The sequence below is a fragment of the Thalassomonas sp. RHCl1 genome, assembly GCF_947387555.1.
In the GTDB taxonomy this organism is placed as follows: Bacteria; Pseudomonadota; Gammaproteobacteria; order Enterobacterales; family Alteromonadaceae; genus Thalassomonas.
Genome location: NZ_CANDNZ010000004.1, coordinates 414,090 through 435,437 on the forward strand (window position 1 = coordinate 414,090; position 21,348 = coordinate 435,437).

Sequence of the window (21,348 nt, forward strand, 5' to 3'; positions counted from 1 at the left end):
ATATTCAAAATCAGGTAAAGGAGTTTTTTTTGCTGCCGTTTTACTCATGGTGTTATCTGTCCGGTTTTATCTTAGCCGGCCTGGGGGAAGCCGGCTTTACTTGGGAATTACAAATTACGAATCATCATGACTTATCAGGCCCGCTTTTAATAAAGCACAAAGCGCCCTGCATGCCATAGTGTTTTACTTTTTAACTAAGGTCAATACGGCTTTTGCCGCTTGCGCACTGGCATCCTGTCTTAACGTATGGTGAATCTCGGTGAAAGTATCATTAAGCTGCGACTGATCCTGGTATAAACGCTCTTTTAACAAAGGCAGGATATTATCAGTAGTCACCTGTTGCTGCAGTAATTCCGGTACCAACTCCCGGTTGGCCAACAGGTTAGGCAGAGAAAACCATTTCAATTTCACCAGCCATTTCCCCAACAGGTAGGTCAGGACATTAAATTTATAGGTGATCACCATAGGTCGTTTGATCAGTGCTGCTTCTAAAGTTACGGTACCCGATGCCATCAACAGGCAATCACTGGCGGCCATCACCTGCTGGGTTTTATTAACAATTAACGTCAGGGGTAAGTCCGGCGCGTGCTCCTGGTGCAACTGCCTGAACTGCTCCGCCCTGTGTTCGCTGATCATAGGCACGACAAAAGTGAGTTTCGGATCTTCCGCCAGCAATAGTTGCGCACTTTGTAAAAACACCGGCACCAGACGGGATAATTCCCCGCCCCTGCTACCGGGCATCAGGGCAAGGATTTTTCCCTTCGTTTCCAGGCCAAGTTCGTCCCTGGCCTGCGCTTTATCCGAAGTCAGGGGAATATCGTCTGCCAGAGAATGGCCAACAAAGGTACAGGGGACCTGGTGCTTATCGTAAAAGGCTTTTTCAAAGGGTAATAGCGCCAGCACCATATTGGTGGCGCGCTCAATTTTAAAGATACGCTTTTCCCGCCAGGCCCATACCGAAGGGCTAACATAATGTACCGTGGGGATCCCGGTTTGTTTGAGCCTTTCTTCCAACCCCAGGTTAAAGTCTGGGGCATCGATGCCGATAAAAACATCCGGCTTATTTGTCGTAAAGTATTGGACCAAGCTTTTACGCACATGCAATAACCGACGCAAACGCCCGAGCACTTCCACTATGCCCATCACCGCCAGCTCTTCCATCGAGTACAGGCTTTCAAAGCCCAGCGCCAGCATTTTTGGTCCGCCGATGCCGACAAACTTTGCCTCTGGGTGGGTTTTCCTTAACGCCGAGATCAATCCCGCCCCTAAGGTATCCCCGGAATGTTCACCGACAACGATGGCGAAAACCGGCGCCGGTGAATCGGCAGGACGAGCCTGAAGTTCAGAAGAATTCATATGTTATTTATAATGATAAGTCTTAGGATAAAGTTTAACGAATGATACCGCGGCCGGAGTTGCGAATAAAATCGGCAAAATCCTTAACCGCTGCCGTTGCCTCCGCCAGCTTGTCAACTTCCAGCAGAGCCTCTTCCACCGTCAGTCCCTTACGGTAAACTTCTTTATAAGCCCGGCGGATCGCTAAAATATCACTTTTTTCAAAGCCCCTGCGTTTCAGCCCTTCAACATTTAAGCCAAAAGGCGCGGCGCCGTGGCCCGAGGCCATCACATAGGGAGGAACATCTTTTAATACCAAGGCATTGGCGGCAACAAAACTGTGGGCGCCGATATGACAAAATTGGTGCACCCCGGACATGCCGCCTAAAATGGCATAATCACCGACATGGACATGCCCGGCAATCGAGGCATTATTTGCCATAATGCAGTTATTGCCGACCACACAGTCATGAGCAACATGGGTATAGGCCATAAACAAATTGTTGCTACCTATTTGTGTCAGGCTGTTATCTTGTATGGTGCCCCTGTGGATAGTGCAGGATTCACGAAAAACATTATTATCACCGATCACCAGCTCGGTCGGCTCGCCAGCATATTTTAAATCCTGGCAATCTTCGCCGATACTGGCAAACTGGAAAATACGGTTGCCGGCGCCGAGCCGGGTCGGCCCCTTGATCACGACATGGGAGTGAATCTCGCAATTATCACCGATCACCACGTCTTTGCCGATATAACTCCAGGGACCAATAGTGACATTTTTGCCTATCACGGCCCCCGGTTCGATAATAGCCTGTTCATGAATCATACTAGTAGTCACAGTTTATAACGCTCTTCTTGCACACATAAGATCGGCGGAGCACACGACTTTGCCGTCAACTTTCGCTTCGCCATAAAACTTCCACATACCACGACGCTCTTTGATAAATTCAACATGCAAATGCATGGTATCTCCGGGCACTACAGGCTTTTTGAATTTGGCATTATCGATGGAAGCAAACAAATACATTTCTTTGTCTTCCCTTCCCTCGGTGGATTTAAAACCTAAGATGCCGGTCGCCTGGGCCAGGCTTTCCAGGATCATCACGCCGGGAAAGATAGCAAAGTCGGGAAAATGTCCGGTAAAAACCGGCTCATTGATAGTCACATTCTTAATGGCATGTAGCCATTTTCCCGGTTGGTAATCCAACACCCGGTCAACCAATAACATCGGATAGCGATGCGGGATCAATGTCTGAATTTCTTCGACATCAATAACGTTTTTTTGGGATTCCAAATTATTTACTCTTTTTAAATTTAATACGGACGTTAATCGCGGGAAACGGCACAAAATGCCAGTCAGTAAAGACAAACCCGGGGGCCAATAAACAAGCGTTATTGGCGCTGCCGGGTCTTACTTTCGCGCGTTAAAGCATTTTAAGTGTGTTGCTACTTTTTAATTTCAGCAAGTTCTTTTTCAAGCGTTTTAATACGCTGCGCCATTTGATCTAACTTTTTGATCCTGGCGTTGGTTTTGTTCCATTCTTTATTGGGCATACAAGGCATACCGGAAGAATAAACCCCGGGCTCCTTGATGGCTTTAGTGACCATGGCCCTGCCGGTAAAGACACAACCGTCGGCAATTTCCATATGGCCGTTAATGGCAACCATACCGGCGATGGTACAATTTTTACCTATCACGGCACTGCCGGCAATCACGCTGCAACCGGCAACAGCGGTATTGTCACCGATAATAACATTATGGGCAATTTGCACCTGGTTATCTAAAATAACCCCGTCGCCGATCACAGTATTTTCCAAAGCGCCGCGATCAATTGTGGTACTGGCGCCAATTTCCACCCGATCACCGACAACAACCGTGCCTAACTGGGGGATTTTCAACCACTGGCCCTTATTTGGGGCATAACCAAAGCCGTCGGAGCCTATCACACTGCCCGATTGCACCAAGCAGCCCTGTCCCATACGTACCTGGTGGTAAATACTGACATTGGCCCATAACCGGGTATTTTCACCGATAACAGCATTTTCACCGACAAAACAGCCGGCACCGATATTCACGCCATCCGCCAGGGTGACCCCGGCGCTGATCACGCTATTGGCGCCGATAGAAACATTTTCGCCGATATCAGCACTTTCATCAATCACCGCCGAAGCATGGATGTCTTTTGCCGGGGCAGGCGTGCTGTCCAGTAACTGGGCCACCAGGGCATAACCCATATAGGGGTTTGCCATCACCAGGGCATTGGTGGGACAATCCGCTAAGGTGTCTTCCGCCAGGATAACGGCACTGGCCTTGGTTCCCGCCAGGGACTGGCGATATTTGCTATTGGCAAGAAAAGCAATCTGCCCTGCCTGTGCGCCTTCAAGGGTGGCAAGGCTGCTTACCGTGACGGTTTCGTCACCGCTCACCTTTGCCCCTAATTTTTGCGCTAATTCAGCAAGTGTATAATTCATCCGAACTTTCATCCGAGCTTATTACTTCAACTTGCTGACTTGCTCAACAACTTCTTTAGTAATGCTCGCGTCAGGCTTTGAGAAAACCACGGCTTTTTGCTCGATGATCAGATCGTATTTGCCTTTGGCAGCAATGCCATCGATGGCCTGGCGAACCAGAGCGATGATCTTATTGGTTTCTTCATTTTGACGTAAACCGGTTTTTTGCTGGAACGCCTTACCTTTGGTTTGATACTCTTGATATAACTCGGCGATTTTCTTATCCAGGTCTTCCTGCTCTTTTTTGCTCATGATAGAGCTGTCGCGCTTTTTCTTTTCCTGGTTATATTTAATATCAGACTCTAACTGGGCCAATACCGCCTTTTCATCTTTAAATTCCGCTTCCAGGCTTTGCATAACCGCTGCCGTTTGTGGGATCTGGCTCATCACTTCCTGGAAGTTTACCACGGCAATTTTTTGATCTGCCGCCATCGCCGAGCTGGCTAATAACATTCCAGAAGCCGCAGCCGTCATGGCAATAGATTTAATAAGTTTTTTCAACGTTTTCTCCTAATTAATTATTGTTACTGAATCCGGATCAGTTATTTAAAAAGTTTTACCTATGTTAAAGCTAAAGAAGCTGGTGTCGTCATCATCTTCTTTTTTCAGTGCTTTTGCAAAACTAAAGATCATCGGCCCCATAGGGGATAACCACTGGACCGACAGGCCGGCAGAGCTTCTAAAACTGCCTGGATCCGAGAAATCCTTGATTTTCAGGAACTCATCCTCATCTAAATCTCGATAATCGTCAAGGTTAAATTCTGTATCCCAGACATTACCGACATCAACAAATAAACTGCTGCGTACGCTGTTGGCCATGCCTTCATCTAAAAACGGCGTCGGTACTATCAGCTCAACACCACCGATTGCCATGGCGTTACCACCGACCGAGCGGGGTGAGATGGTGATAAAATCTTCGTCCGGCCCCAATACGATACCGTCAACAACCGTTCCACGACGATAAACGGCGCGCGGACCCACGATATTGGACTCAAAGCCCCTTAAGGTATCGGAACCACCGGCACGGAAGTTTTCCCAGAACGGCAGCAACTGATCATGCTCGCCCACCGTGCTGTAACCGTTACCATATCCCGCCTGGAATCTGGTTAACACGCTCCAGCGCTGATCCCGGCTTAACGGAAAATACCACTTGGTATCTAAATTAAACTTAAAGTAATTCACATCCGAGTTTGGCGTGGTGATCTTAGCACTTAAACTCTGTCTGGAACCAGCGGTCGGGAAGGTACCCCGGTTCAGGGTGGAGCGGGAAATACTGGCCGAAAGGTCAAAGGTTTCAAAGGTCAGCTTTTCATCCGGCTTATCCGGGTTTGAGTAGATATCATAGAAGCTCTGGATCTGCTCATAAGACTGCAAACGGGTAATACCGTTGCTCTTATAACCGATACCAAAATTCAGACGGACATATTCATCGATTGGAAAGCCAAGGTTAACCCCGATACCATAGGTCTGATTCTCATATTTTTCCAGGTTGGCGCTGCCGGCATCAAATTCGTTGTAATAAATCTGTCCGCCAAGGGAAACACCGTCCACGGTAAAGTAAGGGTCGGTATATGAGACACTGATACTGCGGGAATAACTGACGGTATTGATATTAAAAGCCAATCGGTTACCCGTGCCCAGGAAGTTGTTTTGCTGGATACCGGCATTTAAACTTAACTGGGTCTGCGAGCCGTAACCTATACCTGCGGTAAAGGAGCCGGAAGCCTGCTCTTTCACATCAAAGTCGACATCCACCAGGTCGTCTTCACCCGGCACCTGGTTGGTTTCAAACTCTACCGTTTCCACATAAGGCAGGCGGGCAATCCAGGCTTTGGAACTTTCTACCTGGGAATTGGATAACCAGGCACCTTCCATCTGACGCATTTCCCGGCGGATAACCCGGTCTGCGGTCACATTATGGCCTTTGATATTGATGCGGTTAACATAAATACGTTTACCGGGATCCACCGAGATAGATAATTTAACGGTTTTATCTTCATCGTTGATTTCCGGAATCGTCACGACTTTAGGGTAGGCGTAGCCGTAACGGCCAAGGAACTTGCTGATCAGTTCTTCGGTATAAGTGACTTCCGCGCCGTTATATAACTTGTCTTTGCTTAACGGGTTGATGGCGCGTATGGTATTGTCAAAGCCGGCCAGATCGCCGATAAAGTCCACTTCACTTACGGTATATTGCTCACCTTCGGTGACGTTGAGGGCAATATAGACAGACTCTTTATTCGGCGTCATCGATACTTGGGTCGAGTCCATTTTAAAACGCAGATAACCGCGGTCTAAATAATAACTGCTGATGGTTTCCATATCCCCTTGCAGGGTCTGCTTCTGGTACCTGTCCTGGGCCATAAAATCCCACCAGGGGGAATCAAAGGTCAGCTCGATACGCTCAAGCAATTCTTCATCGCTGAACACTTCATTGCCGACAATATTGATTTGCTGGATCGCCGCCGCATCACCTTCGCTGAAAACAAATTTCAAATTAACCCGGTTACGGGGCAAATGGGTAATTTCGGCTTTAACATCGGCATTATATTTACCGACACTGTGGTAAAAGTCTTCAAGACCTTGCTCGATACCGGAGATCACGGTTTTATCCAGGGTTTCCCCGACGCGGATATCGCTGCCGTCCAGGCTTTCAATCAATTGCTCGTCTTTTAAATCGCTGTTGCCATCAAAAATAATATCACTGATGGTAGCGCGCTCCTGCACCCGGTAAATAACCCGGTCACCGTCACGGGAGACAGAGATATCGCTAAAATGTCCTGAGCGGTAAAGGGCTTTAATGGACTGGGAGATACGAAACTCATTAAGGGTATCGCCGATATTAAAAGGAATATGGGTTAAAGCCGCACCAAGGGCAACCCGCTGCAATCCCTTAACCTGAATATCTTCAACCTGAAATTCTTCAGCTGCTTGTACATTTGTTCCTAACGCGCCTAATAAAACGGCCAGGGCAATTTTTTTAATTATCATAGAATGTTAACTTAATTTACTTCTTTTAGTTAAAGCCGCGATAGATCGTTAAATAACGCTATACTCATCAATCCCAGTAACGCTATGGCCCCAAATTTAAAACCCGCTTGCTGCACTTTCTCAGGAACCGGCTTGCCGGTTAAAAGCTCTATAAGATAATAGAGTAAGTGCCCGCCATCAAGTACCGGTAAGGGCAAAAGGTTAATAATGCCTAAATTAATGCTGATCAGCGCCAAAAAGCCTAAAAAGTAGACTATGCCGTAGCCGGCGCTGTTACCTGCGCCCTGGGCTATGGCAATCGGGCCACTTAAGTTTTTCACCGAAACATCGCCGGTAATTAACTTGCCTATCATATCAAAACTCAGCACCACAAGTTCCCAGGTCTTGTTGACACTCTCACCTATGGCATCTATCGGACCATAGCTAATATCAATTTTATATTGCTCAGGCCAGGGTGCTGACTTGGGTGAGACACCTAAATAACCGATTGGTTCCCCGCCGCGCTTGCGAGCGCCCAGTAAAACGTCAATTTGCTGCTGCCTTCCCTGACGCTTGATGGTCAGTTGTACTTGCTGATTGGGATATAAGGCAATTTTTTTAGAAAATTGATACCAGTTATTGTTAACGCTTTCGCCATTAATGGCTTCAAGCACATCCCCAACCTGTAACCCGGCTTTTGCCGCCGGGCTGTCCGGGGCAACCACGGTCAGCTCGGTGGAGACATGCGGGCGAAACGGGGTAATGCCAAGGCTTGTCAGGGCGGAAGTTTTCTCCGGTGCGAACTGCCAATCCTGCGTTGCCAGCACATAAGTATCGGGTTTTACCCGGTCGTCGGCTTTACTTTTAATTTCTATCGAGTCACTGCCGATTTCCGCCACCAGGGATAAGTTCACGTCCTGCCAATCCAGGGTTTCACGCCCCGCCACTTCGACGATTTGCGACTTCACCGGCAAGTTTGCTTTTGCGGCGATAGAACCCTGTTCAATATCACCGATGATCGGCTTAACGCTGGGCACGCCGATTAAAAACATCAGGTAAAAGGCAAAAATGGCAAAAGCAAAGTTGGCAAAAGGGCCGGCGGCAATAATGGCAATACGCTGGTAAACGGATTTGCTGTTAAAGGTTTTATCCTTATCTTGCGGCAAGACATCATCAACCCGTTCATCGAGCATTTTGACATAACCGCCAAGGGGAATTAAGGCAACAACAAATTCGGTGCCGTGTTTATCTGTGGTTTGCCACAAGGTTTTACCAAAACCGACGGAAAAGCGCTCGACCTTTACGCCGTTTTTACGGGCCACCCAAAAATGACCGTACTCATGTATGGTTACCAGGATGCCCAGGGCTACGATAAAAGAGCCTAAATTCCAGATAAAATCAATCATGTCAAATATTTCTCCCCTCAGCAGGGTGTTTTATCGCCGTCAACAGACTCCTAGCATATTCCCTTACCCGGCGATCTAAAGCAATAACATCATTAATATTGGCTATTTCTTCTGAGACAAACTTATTCACAGAAGTTTCATTAATTGTGAAAATATCAGTAAATTTCAGCTCACCGTTTAAGAAAGCCTCCACCGCTACTTCATTGGCGGCATTTAGGGCGGTGCAAGCCCCCTGCCCGGCGCGGCAGGCATCGATGGCCAGCTTGAGGTTGGGGTATTTGACAAAGTCCACCGCCTGGAATTCAAAAGCCGCCGCACTGAAAAAATCTAAATCGGCAACACCCGCTTCAATCCGCTCGGGATAAGCCAGCGCATGGGCAATAGGGGTGCGCATATCCGGGTTGCCCATCTGGGCCAGTACCGAGCCGTCTTTATACTGCACCATAGAATGTATGGTACTTTGCGGATGCAAAACTACCTGGATATCGTCCGCCGTGACATTAAACAGCCATTTGGCTTCAATAAACTCCAGCCCTTTATTCATCATGGTGGCAGAATCCACCGAAATTTTACGTCCCATGTCCCAGTTGGGATGGGCACAGGCCTGCTCCGGGGTCACACTGGGTAGCAAGTCGTTATCCAGGGTGCGAAAAGGGCCGCCGGAGCCGGTTAACAAAATTTTCCGAATGCCGCAATCTGCCAACTGACTATTGCCCGGTGCCTGCTGCACGCTTTCCGGCAAACACTGGAAAATGGCATTATGTTCGCTGTCTATCGGTAATAACCGGGCGCCGGACGCTTTTACCGCGTCCATAAAGATAGCGCCGGAAGTGACCAGGGCTTCCTTATTGGCCAGCAATACCCGCTTACCTGCTTTGACCGCCGCCAGGGTCGGCATTAAACCTGAGGCGCCGACAATGGCCGCCATCACGGTATCTGATTCTTGGGCGCCGGCGATATCCACTAACGCCTGTTGCCCCGACAGCACCTGGGTATCAGGCAGTCCTTGTGAGGATAATTTTTCAGCAAGCCGTTTAGCCGCCGACTCACAAACCATGACTACCTGTTTAGGCTTAAATTCCAGACATTGCTCAAGCATCTTATCGACACTGGCATGGGCAGATAATGAAAGCACAGAAAATTTATCGCTATGGCGGCGCACCACATCCAGGGTGCTCACGCCGATAGAGCCGGTTGAACCCAGGATACATAATTGATGTTTTACCACGGGATCACCAGCCTATCAGCGCGTAACAAAGGGCAAATATCGGCGCGGTTGCGGTTAAGCTGTCGATACGATCCAAAATACCGCCATGACCCGGCAGGATAGAGCCGCTGTCTTTTATCCCCGCCTGACGCTTAAACATACTTTCGTTTAAATCCCCCAGCACGGAAATGGTGGTGATAATTGCCGTCACCAGCAAGATAATGGCAAATTGTTTGGCATTCCAGTCCATGATATAACCGGCACTTGATACTAAAATACAGGCAAATGCCACGCCACCGAAAAAGCCTTCCAGGGTTTTACCCGGGCTGACATTGGGCAGTAATTTATGCTTACCTACCGCCTTACCGACGAAGTAGGCGCCGATATCGGCGCTCCATACCATCAGAAACAATACCATCAGCAATTGCGCGCCGTGGTAATGATCTGCCTGGTATTCACTGGAGCGGATCACCATAAACGCCAGCCAGGTAGGTACTAAGGTCAACCAGCCAAAAATGCCGCGCACCGAACGGTGACTGGACCAGAAACCGCTATATTTGGGATATAAAAAGGTTAATATCGCCGATAACGCCCACCAGGCCAGCGACAGCCAGAGTAACAGCTGCACCGGCTGTTGCAGGGTATCTTTATCCAGCCACAATTGCTGCGGCGGCAGAAAATGCCAAATAGCGCTGATCAGTAGCACGTTTGTCAGCACAAACAATAACCGGCGCACCTTTTGATCGAAGCCCATTAGCGGCCCCCATTCCCAGGCACCGATTGACATAATAAGCAGCAGCAGACCGGCAAATAAATCAAGCGGCAGATAAAATATCGCCGCAATTGCCGATGGTGCCAGCACTAATGCAGTTAAGACTCTTTGCTTTAACAAGCTATGATCCTTTTATTTATTTTGTTGTTTAACCTGTTGGCCCGTCTGACCATATCGACGTTCCCGATCCTTGAAGACACTCAAAGCCGACTCAAATTCCTGCTCATTAAAATCAGGCCACAGGACATCGGTAAAATAAAACTCGGCATAGGCCGCCTGCCACAGTAAAAAATTACTGATGCGGTAATCACCGCCGGTACGGATCAATAAGTCCAGTTCAGGTTGTTGGTAGAGACTGGTGTGGGCATCCAGGCTGGCCTCGGTAATCTCGTCGAGGGACAACTCCTGGTTGGCCACCTTAGCAGCCAGTTGTTTTGCCGCCTGGGTGATATCCCAGCGCCCGCCATAATTGGCGGCGACAGAAAGTACCAGTCCGGTATTGTCTTGGGTCAGCTGCTCTGCCGAATTAATTTTTTCTTGTAATTTTTCGGAAAAGCGACTGACATCGCCAATGACTTGAAAACGAATATCATGTTTATGTAAGCGTTTGACCTCGCGGGTTAACACAAACATAAATAAATCCATCAGTACACTGACTTCTTTTTCCGGCCGCTGCCAGTTTTCACTGCTAAAGGCAAACAGGGTTAACGCCTTAACCCCCAGTTTTCTTGCCGTAGACACAGCTGAGCGGACCGACTCGACCCCGGCTTTATGGCCGGCGACACGAGTTTTTCCCCGTTGTTCCGCCCAACGTCCGTTACCATCCATAATAATGGCAACATGCTTGGGGATACAGGTATTGTGATTAGCTAAATCGTTCAAACTACTCACTCTTCTTAGCAATATAAAAGTCCGTAATACAAAAAGACGCCGTAGTGATTATCTACGGCGTCTGTCAATAAGCAATGGAAACCTTATATTTCCATTAATTCTTTTTCTTTTTCGACTAATACTTCATCAACTTGCTTAATAAATGAGTCAGTGATCTTCTGGATCTCATCTTCCGCCTGACGATGTTCGTCTTCACTGATTTCTTTGTCTTTTAACAAGGCTTTAAAATCGGAGTTGGCATCGCGACGGATATTACGGATAGCGATTTTACCGCCTTCGGCTTCCCCTTTAACCACTTTCACCAGGTCTTTACGACGCTCTTCGGTGAGCGGCGGCAATGGGATACGGATCAGCGTACCATTGGTCGCCGGGTTTAAACCCAGATCCGATTTTAAGATGGCTTTTTCTACCGCACCTATCATGCCTTTGTCAAAAACCGTGATTGCTAACGTACGGGCATCGGGAACAGAGATGTTACCCACCTGATTAAGCGGCGTTGCCATACCGTAATAATCAACAGAAATATTATCCAGCAGGGATGCATGTGCCCGGCCGGTTCTGACTTTGTTTAAGTTATTTTTTAAAGCTTCGATGCTCTTAGCCATACGCTCTTTAGCATCTTGTTGAATTTCGTCTATCACTTTACTATTCCTTAAAAACCAATAATTAGCCTAAATTTTCAGCATGATCGATTGTAGTGCCTTCATCATTGCCCATGATAACGGCTTTTAATGCCCCCGGCTTGTTCATATTGAAAACACGGATCGGCATATTATGATCACGTGCCAGGGTAAAGGCGGCTAAATCCATCACTTGTAATTCTTTTTCTAACACTTCCTGATAAGTCAGGTGGTTATACAGCTCGGCATCGGGATTTTTCATCGGGTCATCTGAATAGATGCCGTCAACTTTTGTTGCTTTAAGTACCGCATCGGCTTCTATTTCAATACCGCGCAGGCAAGCGGCGGAGTCCGTGGTAAAAAACGGGTTACCGGTACCGGCACTGAAAATCACCACTCGGCCGGATTTTAACAAACTGATGGCGCTGGCCCAGTTATAAGTATCGCAGACACCGGCTAAATCGATAGCCGACATCAAGCGGGTGTTGACAAATGCCCGGTGCAGCGCATCACGCATCGCCAGACCATTCATCACAGTCGCCAGCATGCCCATTTGATCACCAACAACCCTGTTCATACCGGCATCGGCTAACCCTTTGCCGCGAAATAAATTACCACCGCCGATCACCAGACCGACCTGGATGCCCATTTCGATTAATTCTTTGATTTCCTGCGCCATACGGTCGAGAATTTTAGGATCGATACCGAATCCTTCTTCACCCATCAGGGCTTCACCACTGAGTTTTAACAGAATACGACGATAACTAGGTTTGGGGTTGATGCTCATAAAATAAACATTCCTGTAGATAAAAAATAGCCGCGGTCGAAATTGACCGCGGCTATTTTAATACGTTTGGCTGACTATCGAAAGTCTTATAGCTATTTAATTAATTATTCTTGAAATTAATCGCTTAGCTAACCGAGATTTTACTGCTTGGCAGCAGCGATTTGCGCTTCAACTTCAGCTGCGAAATCTTCTTCTTTCTTCTCGATACCTTCACCAACTTCTAAACGAACAAAGCCGGAAACCGTTACGCCTTTCTCTTTTAACACGTCGCCCACAGTACGCTTAGGTTCCATGATGAAAGCCTGACCGGTTAAAGAAACTTCGCCGGTGAATTTCTTCATACGGCCAGTAACCATTTTCTCAGCGATTTCCTGAGGCTTGCCTTCGTTCATCGCGATATCGATTTGGATGGCTTTTTCTTTTTCAACAACATCGGCAGGTACATCTTCAGGATTGATGTACTCTGGCTTGCTGGCAGCAACGTGCATGGCAAGGTGCTTCAGTGATTCTGCATCGCCTTCACCGGCAACAACAACACCGATAGTGGCACCGTGACGGTATGAAGCTAAAGCAGTACCTTCGATGTATTGAACGCGACGAACATTGATGTTTTCACCAATTTTAGTCACTAAAGCAATACGCTTTTCTTCGAACTGGGCTTGCAGTTCTTCAACAGTTGCTTTTGAAGCAATAGCAGCTTCGGCAACTTCTTCAGCAAATGCTAAGAAGCTGGCGTCTTTTGCTACGAAGTCAGTTTGACAGTTAACTTCAACCAATGCCGCAACACCGTCAGCATCTTTAATTAAAATAGTACCTTCAGCAGCGATATTACCGGCTTTCTTAGCCGCTTTTGCCTGACCGGACTTACGCATGTTTTCAATCGCAAGTTCCATATCGCCGTCAGCTTCTTGTAAAGCTTTTTTACAATCCATCATGCCCGCAGCTGTGCGTTCACGTAATTCTTTAACCATTGCAGCAGTAATTGCCATGAGTTAATCCTCAAATTTTCAGATAATGTATAAATACTTTGCTACAGAAGCCGTTGACTTCTGTAGCAAATGCAATAAAACGTTATTGGTTGCAGCTATTATTCAGCTTCAACAAAACCGTCTTTTTCAGCTTGTACTACGATATTTTGCTCACGACCTTCTAATACTGCGTTGGCAGCAGAATCCAGGTATAAAGTTACCGCACGGATCGCATCATCATTACCAGGAACGATGTAATCAACACCATCTGGGTTTGAGTTAGTATCAACAACAGAAATTACTGGGATACCTAGGTTGTTAGCTTCTTTAATCGCAATGTGCTCATGATCAGCATCGATGATGAATAAAGCATCAGGTAAACCACCCATGTTTTTAATACCACCAAGGCTTTTCTCAAGTTTTTCCATTTCACGGGTACGCATCAAGGCTTCTTTTTTAGTAAGCGCGTCGAAAGTACCGTCTGAACTTTGAGCTTCAAGATCTTTTAAACGCTTGATAGATTGACGAACGGTTTTCCAGTTAGTCAACATACCACCTAACCAGCGGTGGTTAACGTAGAATTGATCACATTTAATTGCAGCATCTTTTACTGCATCGCTTGCTGCGCGTTTAGTACCTACGAATAATACTTTACCTTTTTTGGCAGAAACGCCGTTTAAGAAAGCTAAAGCTTCGTTGAACATAGGAACAGTTTGCTCAAGGTTGATGATATGCACCTTGTCACGGGCACCGAAGATGTAAGATTTCATTTTCGGGTTCCAGTAACGGGTCTTGTGACCGAAGTGAACACCTGCTTTAAGCATATCGCGCATAGAAACGTTTGGCATGTTTTTTCCTTTATGGGGTTAAGCGTTCATACATCCAATATACACGACCACTGACTCGTCAAAGCATGAGCTGAACAAGCCGGGCACCCCGGTATACCTTTGCTAGATGTATGTGAGTTTAAGTTTAAATACTGCATTTTTGCAGCACGGTTTAGTCGCGAAATCCAGCCCCTTTACCGGCACCGGAATTTCAGCGCGGCATTTTATACCATATTAACGCCCCACTGGCCAGAATTTTTGCTGTTTGCCGGTGCTTTTATCACAACCGGGCACGGGGGTGAGTTCAGGGGTGCCTAAAGCCAAGGTTCCCGGGAAATTCACGCGAATAATGTCTTTTATTGGCGATTAGCGCTAGGCGAATGTCGCCACTCACGTTAAAATTTATTCATTTATTTTATCTAAAGACGAACCAAGAGTATGGCAACAGAATTATTTTTTATTTACGACACCCATTGCCCCTGGAGTTATGCCAGCACCGCCTTAGTCAATGAAATCACGCAGGCACTGCCGAAAATCAAAGTGCAGTTATTTCATATCGCCCACTATGAAGGTGATAACCATGTCACTCAAGACGTGCTCGATGCGGTCACCGGGGACAGTAAGCTCAGCTTTGGCGAGCACTACCAGCAAGGGTTATCACGTGCCAAAGACTCAGGTGTCGCCGCCAATTTAATGGCCTGGACCCAAAACAAAGCCCCGCATGCCGCCCTGGCGCTGCTGAACAGCTTGCAGCAGGCCCATTTCCAGCAAGGCAATGAGCTGCAAAGCCTTGAGGATGTTGAAGACATTATCAAAACCCATAAACTTTCCCCGCCGGCAAAAGTCTTCAACCGGGACAAGTTCATCAAGGAAGCCGAACTTGGCCTGCATGATATTGAAGAGCTGCAGGAGATCATAGGCACCAATGCTTTCCCGGCATTATTACTGGCCAACGACGATAATTTAGTCTTGCTCAACCACAACTTATACTTAGCCAAGCCTAAGGCCATTGTTGAAGCCGTTGAACTGGAACTGACCAAGTAGGCTTTTTAAAGCAAGCCTCCTTATAAGCTCAATGCTGCAGGAAGAAAATTAGTAACTTAAGCACGAACATAGCATAATAGTTGCCATTAACAGGATTAAGCCGCGATGAAACTGCGGTTAACTAACGATTAAACAGCGCTCAAACTGCCAAAAACAGAGCATGCCGGCGCTTAAAAACCAAGATAAATTGAGGTATCGATGAGTATTACAATAAAGACTCAGGAAGAAATTGAAAAGATGCGCATCGCCGGCAAACTTGCCGCCGATGTGCTGGAAATGATCGCCCCCCATGTCAAAGCCGGGGTAACCACAGAACAGCTGGACGAAATTTGCGCCAAGTATACCGAAGAAGTTCAGGACGCCATTTCCGCACCGCTGAATTACCACGGTTTCCCAAAATCCATTTGTACCTCGATTAACCATGTGGTCTGTCACGGTATCCCGGATAATACCGAATTAAAAGACGGCGATATTGTCAATATCGATATTACCGTGATCAAAGACGGTTACCACGGCGATACCAGTAAAATGTTCCTCATCGGCGATGTTTCCCCGGAAGACGCCCGTTTATGCCGTATCACCCAGGAAGCCCTGTACACCGGCATCAAAAAAGTGAAACCCGGGGTGGCTTTTGGTGAAATTGGTGCCGCTATCCAAAAGTTCATCAAAAAGTCCGGCCGTTTCTCCATTGTCAAAGACTATTGCGGTCATGGCATCGGGCAGGAATTCCATGAAGAGCCGCAAATCGTGCATTACAAAAACAATGACACCACGAAAATGCAGGAAGGCATGTGTTTTACCATAGAGCCGATGATCAACCTTGGCCGCGGCAAAACGGTGCTTGATAAAGACGATAAATGGACTGTCTATACCATAGACGGGAAAAAATCCGCCCAGTGGGAGCATACCCTGCTGGTGACGAAAACCGGCTGTGAGATCTTAACCCTGCGCAAGGACGATACTATCCCCCAGATATTGCATAATTAGGGGATTTTTTATCCCGGCAAGCTTGACCGCCTGGCCGGGAGCCGATTAAGTCATAACACACAGGCATTTTTAAGTTTGCCTTTTAACCTAAGTAAAGTGAAGAGCACAATTTGAATACTCAGATGTTAGTACCAGCAGAATATACAGATACACTCGCCATCACCGCCCCCCTGCTGAGCAGCATGGAAATTTGCCAGCTAAGTGAGCGCTTTAATCTCTGGTTAAAAGAAGCCTTTGAAGTTGAAGACATCACCTTTTTGCTCTGTGCCCGCGCCCAGTTTGTCGATAAGGTGCTGACAAAACTCTGGTGCCAGCACCAGCTGGATGAATACCAGATCAGCTTAATTGCCGTTGGCGGTTATGGCCGTAATGAGCTTCACCCCCATTCCGATGTTGATATCCTGCTGCTCACACAGGAACAAAGGGATAGCTCACTGGAAGAGCGCATTTCCGCCTTTATCACCCAGCTTTGGGATGTCAAACTCGATATCGGCCACAGCGTGCGCAGCGTCAAAGAGTGCCTGAAACAGGCGGTCAAGGATGTCACCGTCGCCACCAACTTGATGGAAATGCGCCTGATCTGCGGCAACAGCGCCCTGTCCCAGCAACTGCAACCTTTGCTTAAAGAAGATGTTTTCTGGAGTTCGCAAAAGTTTTTTGTTGCCAAAAGGGAAGAGCAAAAAAAACGCCATCAGCAATATCACGGCGCCGCCTATACCCTGGAGCCAAACTTGAAAGCCAACCCGGGGGGGCTTCGGGACATACAAACCATAGGCTGGGTGGCGAAACGCCATTTTGTCGCCGACTCCCTCGATGAGCTGGTGGCCCATGAATACCTGACCCGCAATGAATATTATGAACTGCTCGAATGCCAGGATTATTTGTGGCGCATGCGTTTTGCCCTGCACTTTGTCGCCGGGCGCAATGAAAACCGCTTATTGTTTGATTACCAGGCGGATGTTGCCAAGCTGCTGGGTTTTGGCGATGAGGGCAAAGCCGTGGTCGAGCGCATGATGAAGCGCTTTTTCCGGGTGATTGCCCGCGTCGCCGAGCTCAACAATATGTTGCTGCAACATTTTGAGCAGGTGATCTTACACCGGGACAAGCCGCTGGAGCGCACTGCCATCAACCGGGACTTTGAGCTGGTCGACGGCTTGATTTATGCCAGCAACGAGCGGGTTTTTACCCGCCCGGAAAAATTGATGGAAATGTTCCTGATCATCGCCCAGGAGCCGAAGATCAAAGGCATACATTCCCACACCCTAAGGTTAATGCGTAATGCCAGGCGGCGTCTGATCTCGGCCCTGAGCGATTATGCCAAAAGCCGGCAACTGTTTATGGCGATTATCCGCCACCCCAGGGGACTGGGCTTGCCTTTGACCCTGATGCACAAGCACAGCATTTTAGGGGCCTACCTGCCACAGTGGCGCAGTATCGCCGGCCAGATGCAGTTTGACTTATTCCATGCCTACTCCGTTGACGAGCACAGCTACCGTTTGATCAAAAACCTTCACCGTTTCAGCCAGAGCGAACATAACCATGAATTCCCCCTGTGCAGTAAAATCGTGCAGCGCATCCGCAAGCCGGAAGTTTTGTACCTTGCCGGGATTTTTCACGATATCGCCAAAGGGCGCGGCGGCGATCATGCCAAACTCGGGGCCGTGGATGCGCTGAATTTCAGCCAAATACATCAGCTCAACAAGCATGACGGCAAGATGATTTCCTGGCTGGTCAAACATCACTTACTGATGTCGGTGACGGCGCAGCGCCGGGATATCTCAGATCCCGATGTGATCCGCCAGTTCGGGGAAGTTGTCCGCGATGAGGCCCATCTCGACTATTTATACTGCCTCACCGTCGCCGATATGCGCGCCACCAACGAAAGCCTGTGGAACAGCTGGAAAGCCAACCTGCTTGAAGAATTATATTTTAACACCAAGCGCGCCTTCAGGCGGGGACTGGAAAAACCGGTCGATCTGCGGGCAAAAATCCGCGAAAATCAGGACATGGCCCTGACCTTGCTCGCCGAGCAGCAACTGGACAATGAAGCGCTGCAAAAACTGTGGCGCGAATATAAAGCGGATTATTTCCTGCGTTATTCCCCGGCACAAATTGCCTGGCACAGCCGCAATATTATCGGCCACGATAAAAGCAAACCTTTAGTGCTGATCAGCACCACCCCTTATCGCGGCGGCACCGAAGTGTTTGTTTATACCAAAGAGCGCAGCGGTATTTTCGCCACCACAGTCGCCCTGCTCAGCAGCAAAAAACTGTCGATTCATGATGCTAAAATTATCACCAGTAAAACCGGCTACACAGTCAATACCTTTGTCGTGCTCGACAGCCACGGTAAACCGATCAACGACCCGTACCGGGCCAGGGAAACCGCCGCGGCACTGGCCGATAAATTAAGCCAGCAGTCGCTGCGGGATATTTCGCTCCAGCCGATATCGAAACGCTTCAAGCAATTTAAATTGCCGACCCAGGTCAGCTTTATCGACAGCAATACCAAAAGAACCACCTTGCTGGAAATTGTCGCCCTGGACCGCCCCGGCCTGCTCGCCAGCATCGCCCAGGTCTTTCAGGATTGCAAAATCAATATCCATTCCGCCAAAATCACCACCTTCGGCGAGAAAGCAGAAGATGTGTTTACTGTCTCCAACAGTGACAATATTGCCCTGACGGAAGAGGAACAGGCAGCGCTGACCTCCAGGTTATGTGACGATATCAGCGGTTAAGCCCATTTATTTAATGAACTGAATAAGAATTAGAATTTTACATAGGAAAAACACATGAACGCCACACAAGAGATTATCGAACAGGCCTTTGAAAACCGGGCCAATATCACCCCGAAAACCGTCAGCGATGACGTCAAACAAGCGGTGCTTGACACCCTGGCATTACTTAATACCGGCCAGGCCCGTGTTGCCGAAAAAATTGCCGGGGAATGGGTGGTGCACCAGTGGCTGAAAAAAGCGGTATTGTTGTCTTTTCGCATCTGGGATAACCAGGTGATTGACGGCGGCGAAAGCAAATATTTCGATAAGGTGCCGCTGAAATATGAAAATTATCAGCAAAGCGATTTTGAAGCCGACGGCGTGCGCATAGTGCCTCCCGCCACGGTACGCACCGGCTGCTATGTCGGTAAAGATGTCGTGGTAATGCCCAGCTATGTCAATATCGGCGCTTATGTCGACGAAGGCACTATGGTCGATACCTGGGCTACCGTGGGCTCCTGCGCCCAGATAGGGAAGAATGTCCATTTATCCGGCGGTGTCGGCATCGGCGGTGTCTTGGAGCCGCTGCAGGCGGGCCCGACCATTATCGAAGATAACTGTTTTATCGGCGCCCGCTCTGAAATCGTTGAAGGAGTAGTGGTTGAAGAAGGCGCAGTGATCTCCATGGGGGTCTATATCGGACAAAGCACGCGCATTTACGACCGTGAAACCGGTGAAACCCATTACGGCCGGGTACCGGCGGGCTCGGTTGTGGTACCGGGCAACTTGCCGTCAACATGCGGCAGCTACAGTTTATATGCCGCCATTATCGTAAAGAAAGTCGATGCAAAAACCCGGGCGAAAATCGGCGTGAATGCCCTGCTGCGCTCCATCAGCGAAGACTAAGTAAACCAAAGTCTTATTAAGACAAAGGGCCGTCTGGCCCTTTGTTGATTTTGCACTAAAGCAAATTAGCCAAATGCATTCGCTTGCCAGCCAAGGCGGTCAAAAACCGATAACCACTGGCCGTCAAAATCCGCTTCAATGCTCACCGCCTCACCGGTCACCGGGTGGCTAAACTCAAGCTTTTTCGCCATCAACATCAGTCGTTTAAAGCCAAAGTGCCTGATAAAGAACGGGTTTTGTTTATTATCCCCGTAGTTGATATCGCCGATAATGGGATGGCGCAGGTGCGCCAGATGGCGGCGGATCTGATGGCGCCTGCCGGTTGCCGGCAACAGTTTCACCAGGGAGTAACGTACGCTGTCATATTTGCCTAAAGGCACGGGCAAAGAGGCGGTATCCAGCGTTTGATAATAGGTTTGTGCTTCCTGCTCCGCTTTATCCGTGCGGGAAAATTTATCGCCGATTTTATCCAGCTTCTCCTTTAACGGGTAATCGATCAGCGCTTCCCCCAGTAAATGTCCCCGGGTCAGGGCATAATAGGTTTTCTGTATGCTTTTATCGGTAAAGGCCTCCCCCATTTGCCGGGCAACGTCCTGGGTTAAGGCAAAAAGCAAAACCCCTGAGGTCGGCCGGTCCAGCCGGTGCAGCGGGTAAACATAACGGCCGATTTGATCCCGCACCAGCTGCAGGGCAAAAAACTGTTCATCTTTGTCCATAAAACTGCGGTGCACGAATAGGCCCGGGGGTTTATCTACCGCCACCAGGTATTCATCCTGATATAAAATCTTCAGCACCGGCTTTTGCACAGCTTGCTCGCCTGCAAGCTCTTGACGTTCACTCATGATGACTTCACAAACAGGGTTTGTGCCCGCTTGCCGCTGAGTAATTCATCGAGATCGCCGATAATATTAACCAGCGCTGCCACTGCCTGGCCCCGATGTTTAAAAGCCTCTTCCGCCATAGGGCACAGTGCCATATTCGTCGGCAAAGGCAACTTCTGCTCCGCCATTTGACCAAGCTTGGGAATAAAGACAAATTGCAGCCATTGCTCAAAAGTTAAGGTATCGCAGCAAAAAGGCTGACTGCTTTGCAGTGCCTTTGCCGGTACCGCGCTAAGCTGCCAGAGTTGTTGATGTTTTAACTCGGCGGTTAGCCGGGTCAACAGGACTGAGGTCTTTTGGTGTAATGTTTCGTTCATATCAGGGAAATTACCGTTTTAGGAAACTGCCAGGCAATAAAACGCCATTATACCTTTGCCTGGTGGGGGCATTGCAATCACTTATCTCCCTGGCGGTATCAAATCAGCTGATTTAACGACAAGCGGATAAGCTGCCCTTCCCTGAGCCGACAATAACGATTTTGCTAACCGGCTTGCTTATATTAGCCATTTTTTAATAGGC

At 48.2% G+C, this 21,348-nt stretch carries 20 protein-coding genes; 4 read left to right on the plus strand and 16 right to left on the minus strand.

Features of this window, described 5'->3' with window-relative positions; all coding sequences use genetic code 11:
• Positions 1-183: 183 nt before the first annotated feature.
• From lpxB to rpsB, 14 genes are all read right to left on the minus strand, one after another.
• A complete protein-coding gene (gene lpxB, locus QL234_RS14680) occupies positions 184-1,356 on the minus strand; it encodes a lipid-A-disaccharide synthase (protein ID WP_281558576.1) in 1,173 nt (390 codons plus the stop codon).
• A 34-nt stretch (positions 1,357-1,390) separates the two neighbouring features.
• The gene (gene lpxA, locus QL234_RS14685; protein WP_281558631.1) at positions 1,391-2,161 is read right to left on the minus strand and encodes an acyl-ACP--UDP-N-acetylglucosamine O-acyltransferase; all 771 of its coding nucleotides are present in this window, start codon (positions 2,159-2,161) and stop codon (positions 1,391-1,393) included.
• 15 nt (positions 2,162-2,176) lie between these two features.
• Complete coding sequence (gene fabZ / locus QL234_RS14690) at positions 2,177-2,629, minus strand: 3-hydroxyacyl-ACP dehydratase FabZ (RefSeq protein ID WP_044833367.1); 453 nt, start codon at positions 2,627-2,629, stop codon at positions 2,177-2,179.
• A 152-nt stretch (positions 2,630-2,781) separates the two neighbouring features.
• Positions 2,782-3,807, minus strand: coding sequence for a UDP-3-O-(3-hydroxymyristoyl)glucosamine N-acyltransferase (gene lpxD, locus QL234_RS14695; RefSeq protein WP_281558577.1), 1,026 nt, complete (start codon positions 3,805-3,807; stop codon positions 2,782-2,784).
• Positions 3,808-3,828: 21 nt separating this feature from the next.
• Positions 3,829-4,347, minus strand: a complete 519-nt coding sequence (locus QL234_RS14700) for an OmpH family outer membrane protein (RefSeq protein WP_044833342.1) — start codon at positions 4,345-4,347, stop codon at positions 3,829-3,831.
• Between the two features lie 45 nt (positions 4,348-4,392).
• Entirely contained in the window at positions 4,393-6,837 is a 2,445-nt protein-coding gene (gene bamA / locus QL234_RS14705) for an outer membrane protein assembly factor BamA (protein ID WP_281558578.1), read from the minus strand.
• 29 nt (positions 6,838-6,866) lie between these two features.
• Positions 6,867-8,222, minus strand: coding sequence for a sigma E protease regulator RseP (rseP, locus tag QL234_RS14710; RefSeq protein ID WP_281558579.1), 1,356 nt, complete (start codon positions 8,220-8,222; stop codon positions 6,867-6,869).
• Between the two features lies 1 nt (position 8,223).
• Positions 8,224-9,450, minus strand: a complete 1,227-nt coding sequence (ispC, locus tag QL234_RS14715; protein WP_281558580.1) for a 1-deoxy-D-xylulose-5-phosphate reductoisomerase — start codon at positions 9,448-9,450, stop codon at positions 8,224-8,226.
• A gap of 4 nt (positions 9,451-9,454) precedes the next feature.
• Positions 9,455-10,321, minus strand: coding sequence for a phosphatidate cytidylyltransferase (locus QL234_RS14720; protein WP_281558581.1), 867 nt, complete (start codon positions 10,319-10,321; stop codon positions 9,455-9,457).
• 12 nt (positions 10,322-10,333) lie between these two features.
• Positions 10,334-11,083: a polyprenyl diphosphate synthase gene (gene uppS / locus QL234_RS14725; RefSeq protein WP_281558582.1), complete on the minus strand. Its 750-nt coding sequence runs from the start codon at positions 11,081-11,083 to the stop codon at positions 10,334-10,336.
• A gap of 92 nt (positions 11,084-11,175) precedes the next feature.
• A complete protein-coding gene (frr, locus tag QL234_RS14730; protein ID WP_281558583.1) occupies positions 11,176-11,733 on the minus strand; it encodes a ribosome recycling factor in 558 nt (185 codons plus the stop codon).
• A gap of 25 nt (positions 11,734-11,758) precedes the next feature.
• On the minus strand, positions 11,759-12,499 hold the full coding sequence (gene pyrH, locus QL234_RS14735) for a UMP kinase (RefSeq protein WP_274050472.1): 741 nt from the start codon (positions 12,497-12,499) through the stop codon (positions 11,759-11,761).
• 140 nt (positions 12,500-12,639) lie between these two features.
• Complete coding sequence (gene tsf / locus QL234_RS14740; RefSeq protein ID WP_281558584.1) at positions 12,640-13,488, minus strand: translation elongation factor Ts; 849 nt, start codon at positions 13,486-13,488, stop codon at positions 12,640-12,642.
• Between the two features lie 98 nt (positions 13,489-13,586).
• Positions 13,587-14,315 (minus strand): 30S ribosomal protein S2, encoded by a 729-nt coding sequence (rpsB, locus tag QL234_RS14745; protein ID WP_281558585.1) that lies wholly within the window; start codon positions 14,313-14,315, stop codon positions 13,587-13,589.
• A 417-nt stretch (positions 14,316-14,732) separates the two neighbouring features.
• Between rpsB and QL234_RS14750 the strand changes: the two genes are divergently transcribed.
• The 4 genes from QL234_RS14750 to dapD all read left to right on the plus strand — a co-directional run bounded on the left by QL234_RS14750 (position 14,733) and on the right by dapD (position 19,948).
• Positions 14,733-15,338 (plus strand): protein-disulfide isomerase, encoded by a 606-nt coding sequence (locus QL234_RS14750; protein ID WP_281558586.1) that lies wholly within the window; start codon positions 14,733-14,735, stop codon positions 15,336-15,338.
• Between the two features lie 198 nt (positions 15,339-15,536).
• Positions 15,537-16,325: a type I methionyl aminopeptidase gene (map, locus tag QL234_RS14755; RefSeq protein ID WP_281558587.1), complete on the plus strand. Its 789-nt coding sequence runs from the start codon at positions 15,537-15,539 to the stop codon at positions 16,323-16,325.
• Positions 16,326-16,447: 122 nt separating this feature from the next.
• Complete coding sequence (gene glnD / locus QL234_RS14760; protein WP_281558588.1) at positions 16,448-19,063, plus strand: [protein-PII] uridylyltransferase; 2,616 nt, start codon at positions 16,448-16,450, stop codon at positions 19,061-19,063.
• 54 nt (positions 19,064-19,117) lie between these two features.
• On the plus strand, positions 19,118-19,948 hold the full coding sequence (gene dapD, locus QL234_RS14765) for a 2,3,4,5-tetrahydropyridine-2,6-dicarboxylate N-succinyltransferase (RefSeq protein ID WP_281558589.1): 831 nt from the start codon (positions 19,118-19,120) through the stop codon (positions 19,946-19,948).
• 65 nt (positions 19,949-20,013) lie between these two features.
• On the opposite strand, the gene truC is transcribed toward dapD, so the two are convergent.
• Complete coding sequence (truC, locus tag QL234_RS14770; protein ID WP_281558590.1) at positions 20,014-20,790, minus strand: tRNA pseudouridine(65) synthase TruC; 777 nt, start codon at positions 20,788-20,790, stop codon at positions 20,014-20,016.
• Positions 20,787-21,146, minus strand: coding sequence for a YqcC family protein (locus tag QL234_RS14775; protein ID WP_281558591.1), 360 nt, complete (start codon positions 21,144-21,146; stop codon positions 20,787-20,789). The genes truC and QL234_RS14775 overlap by 4 nt, the downstream gene beginning before the upstream one ends.
• Between the last annotated feature and the right edge of the window lie 202 nt (positions 21,147-21,348).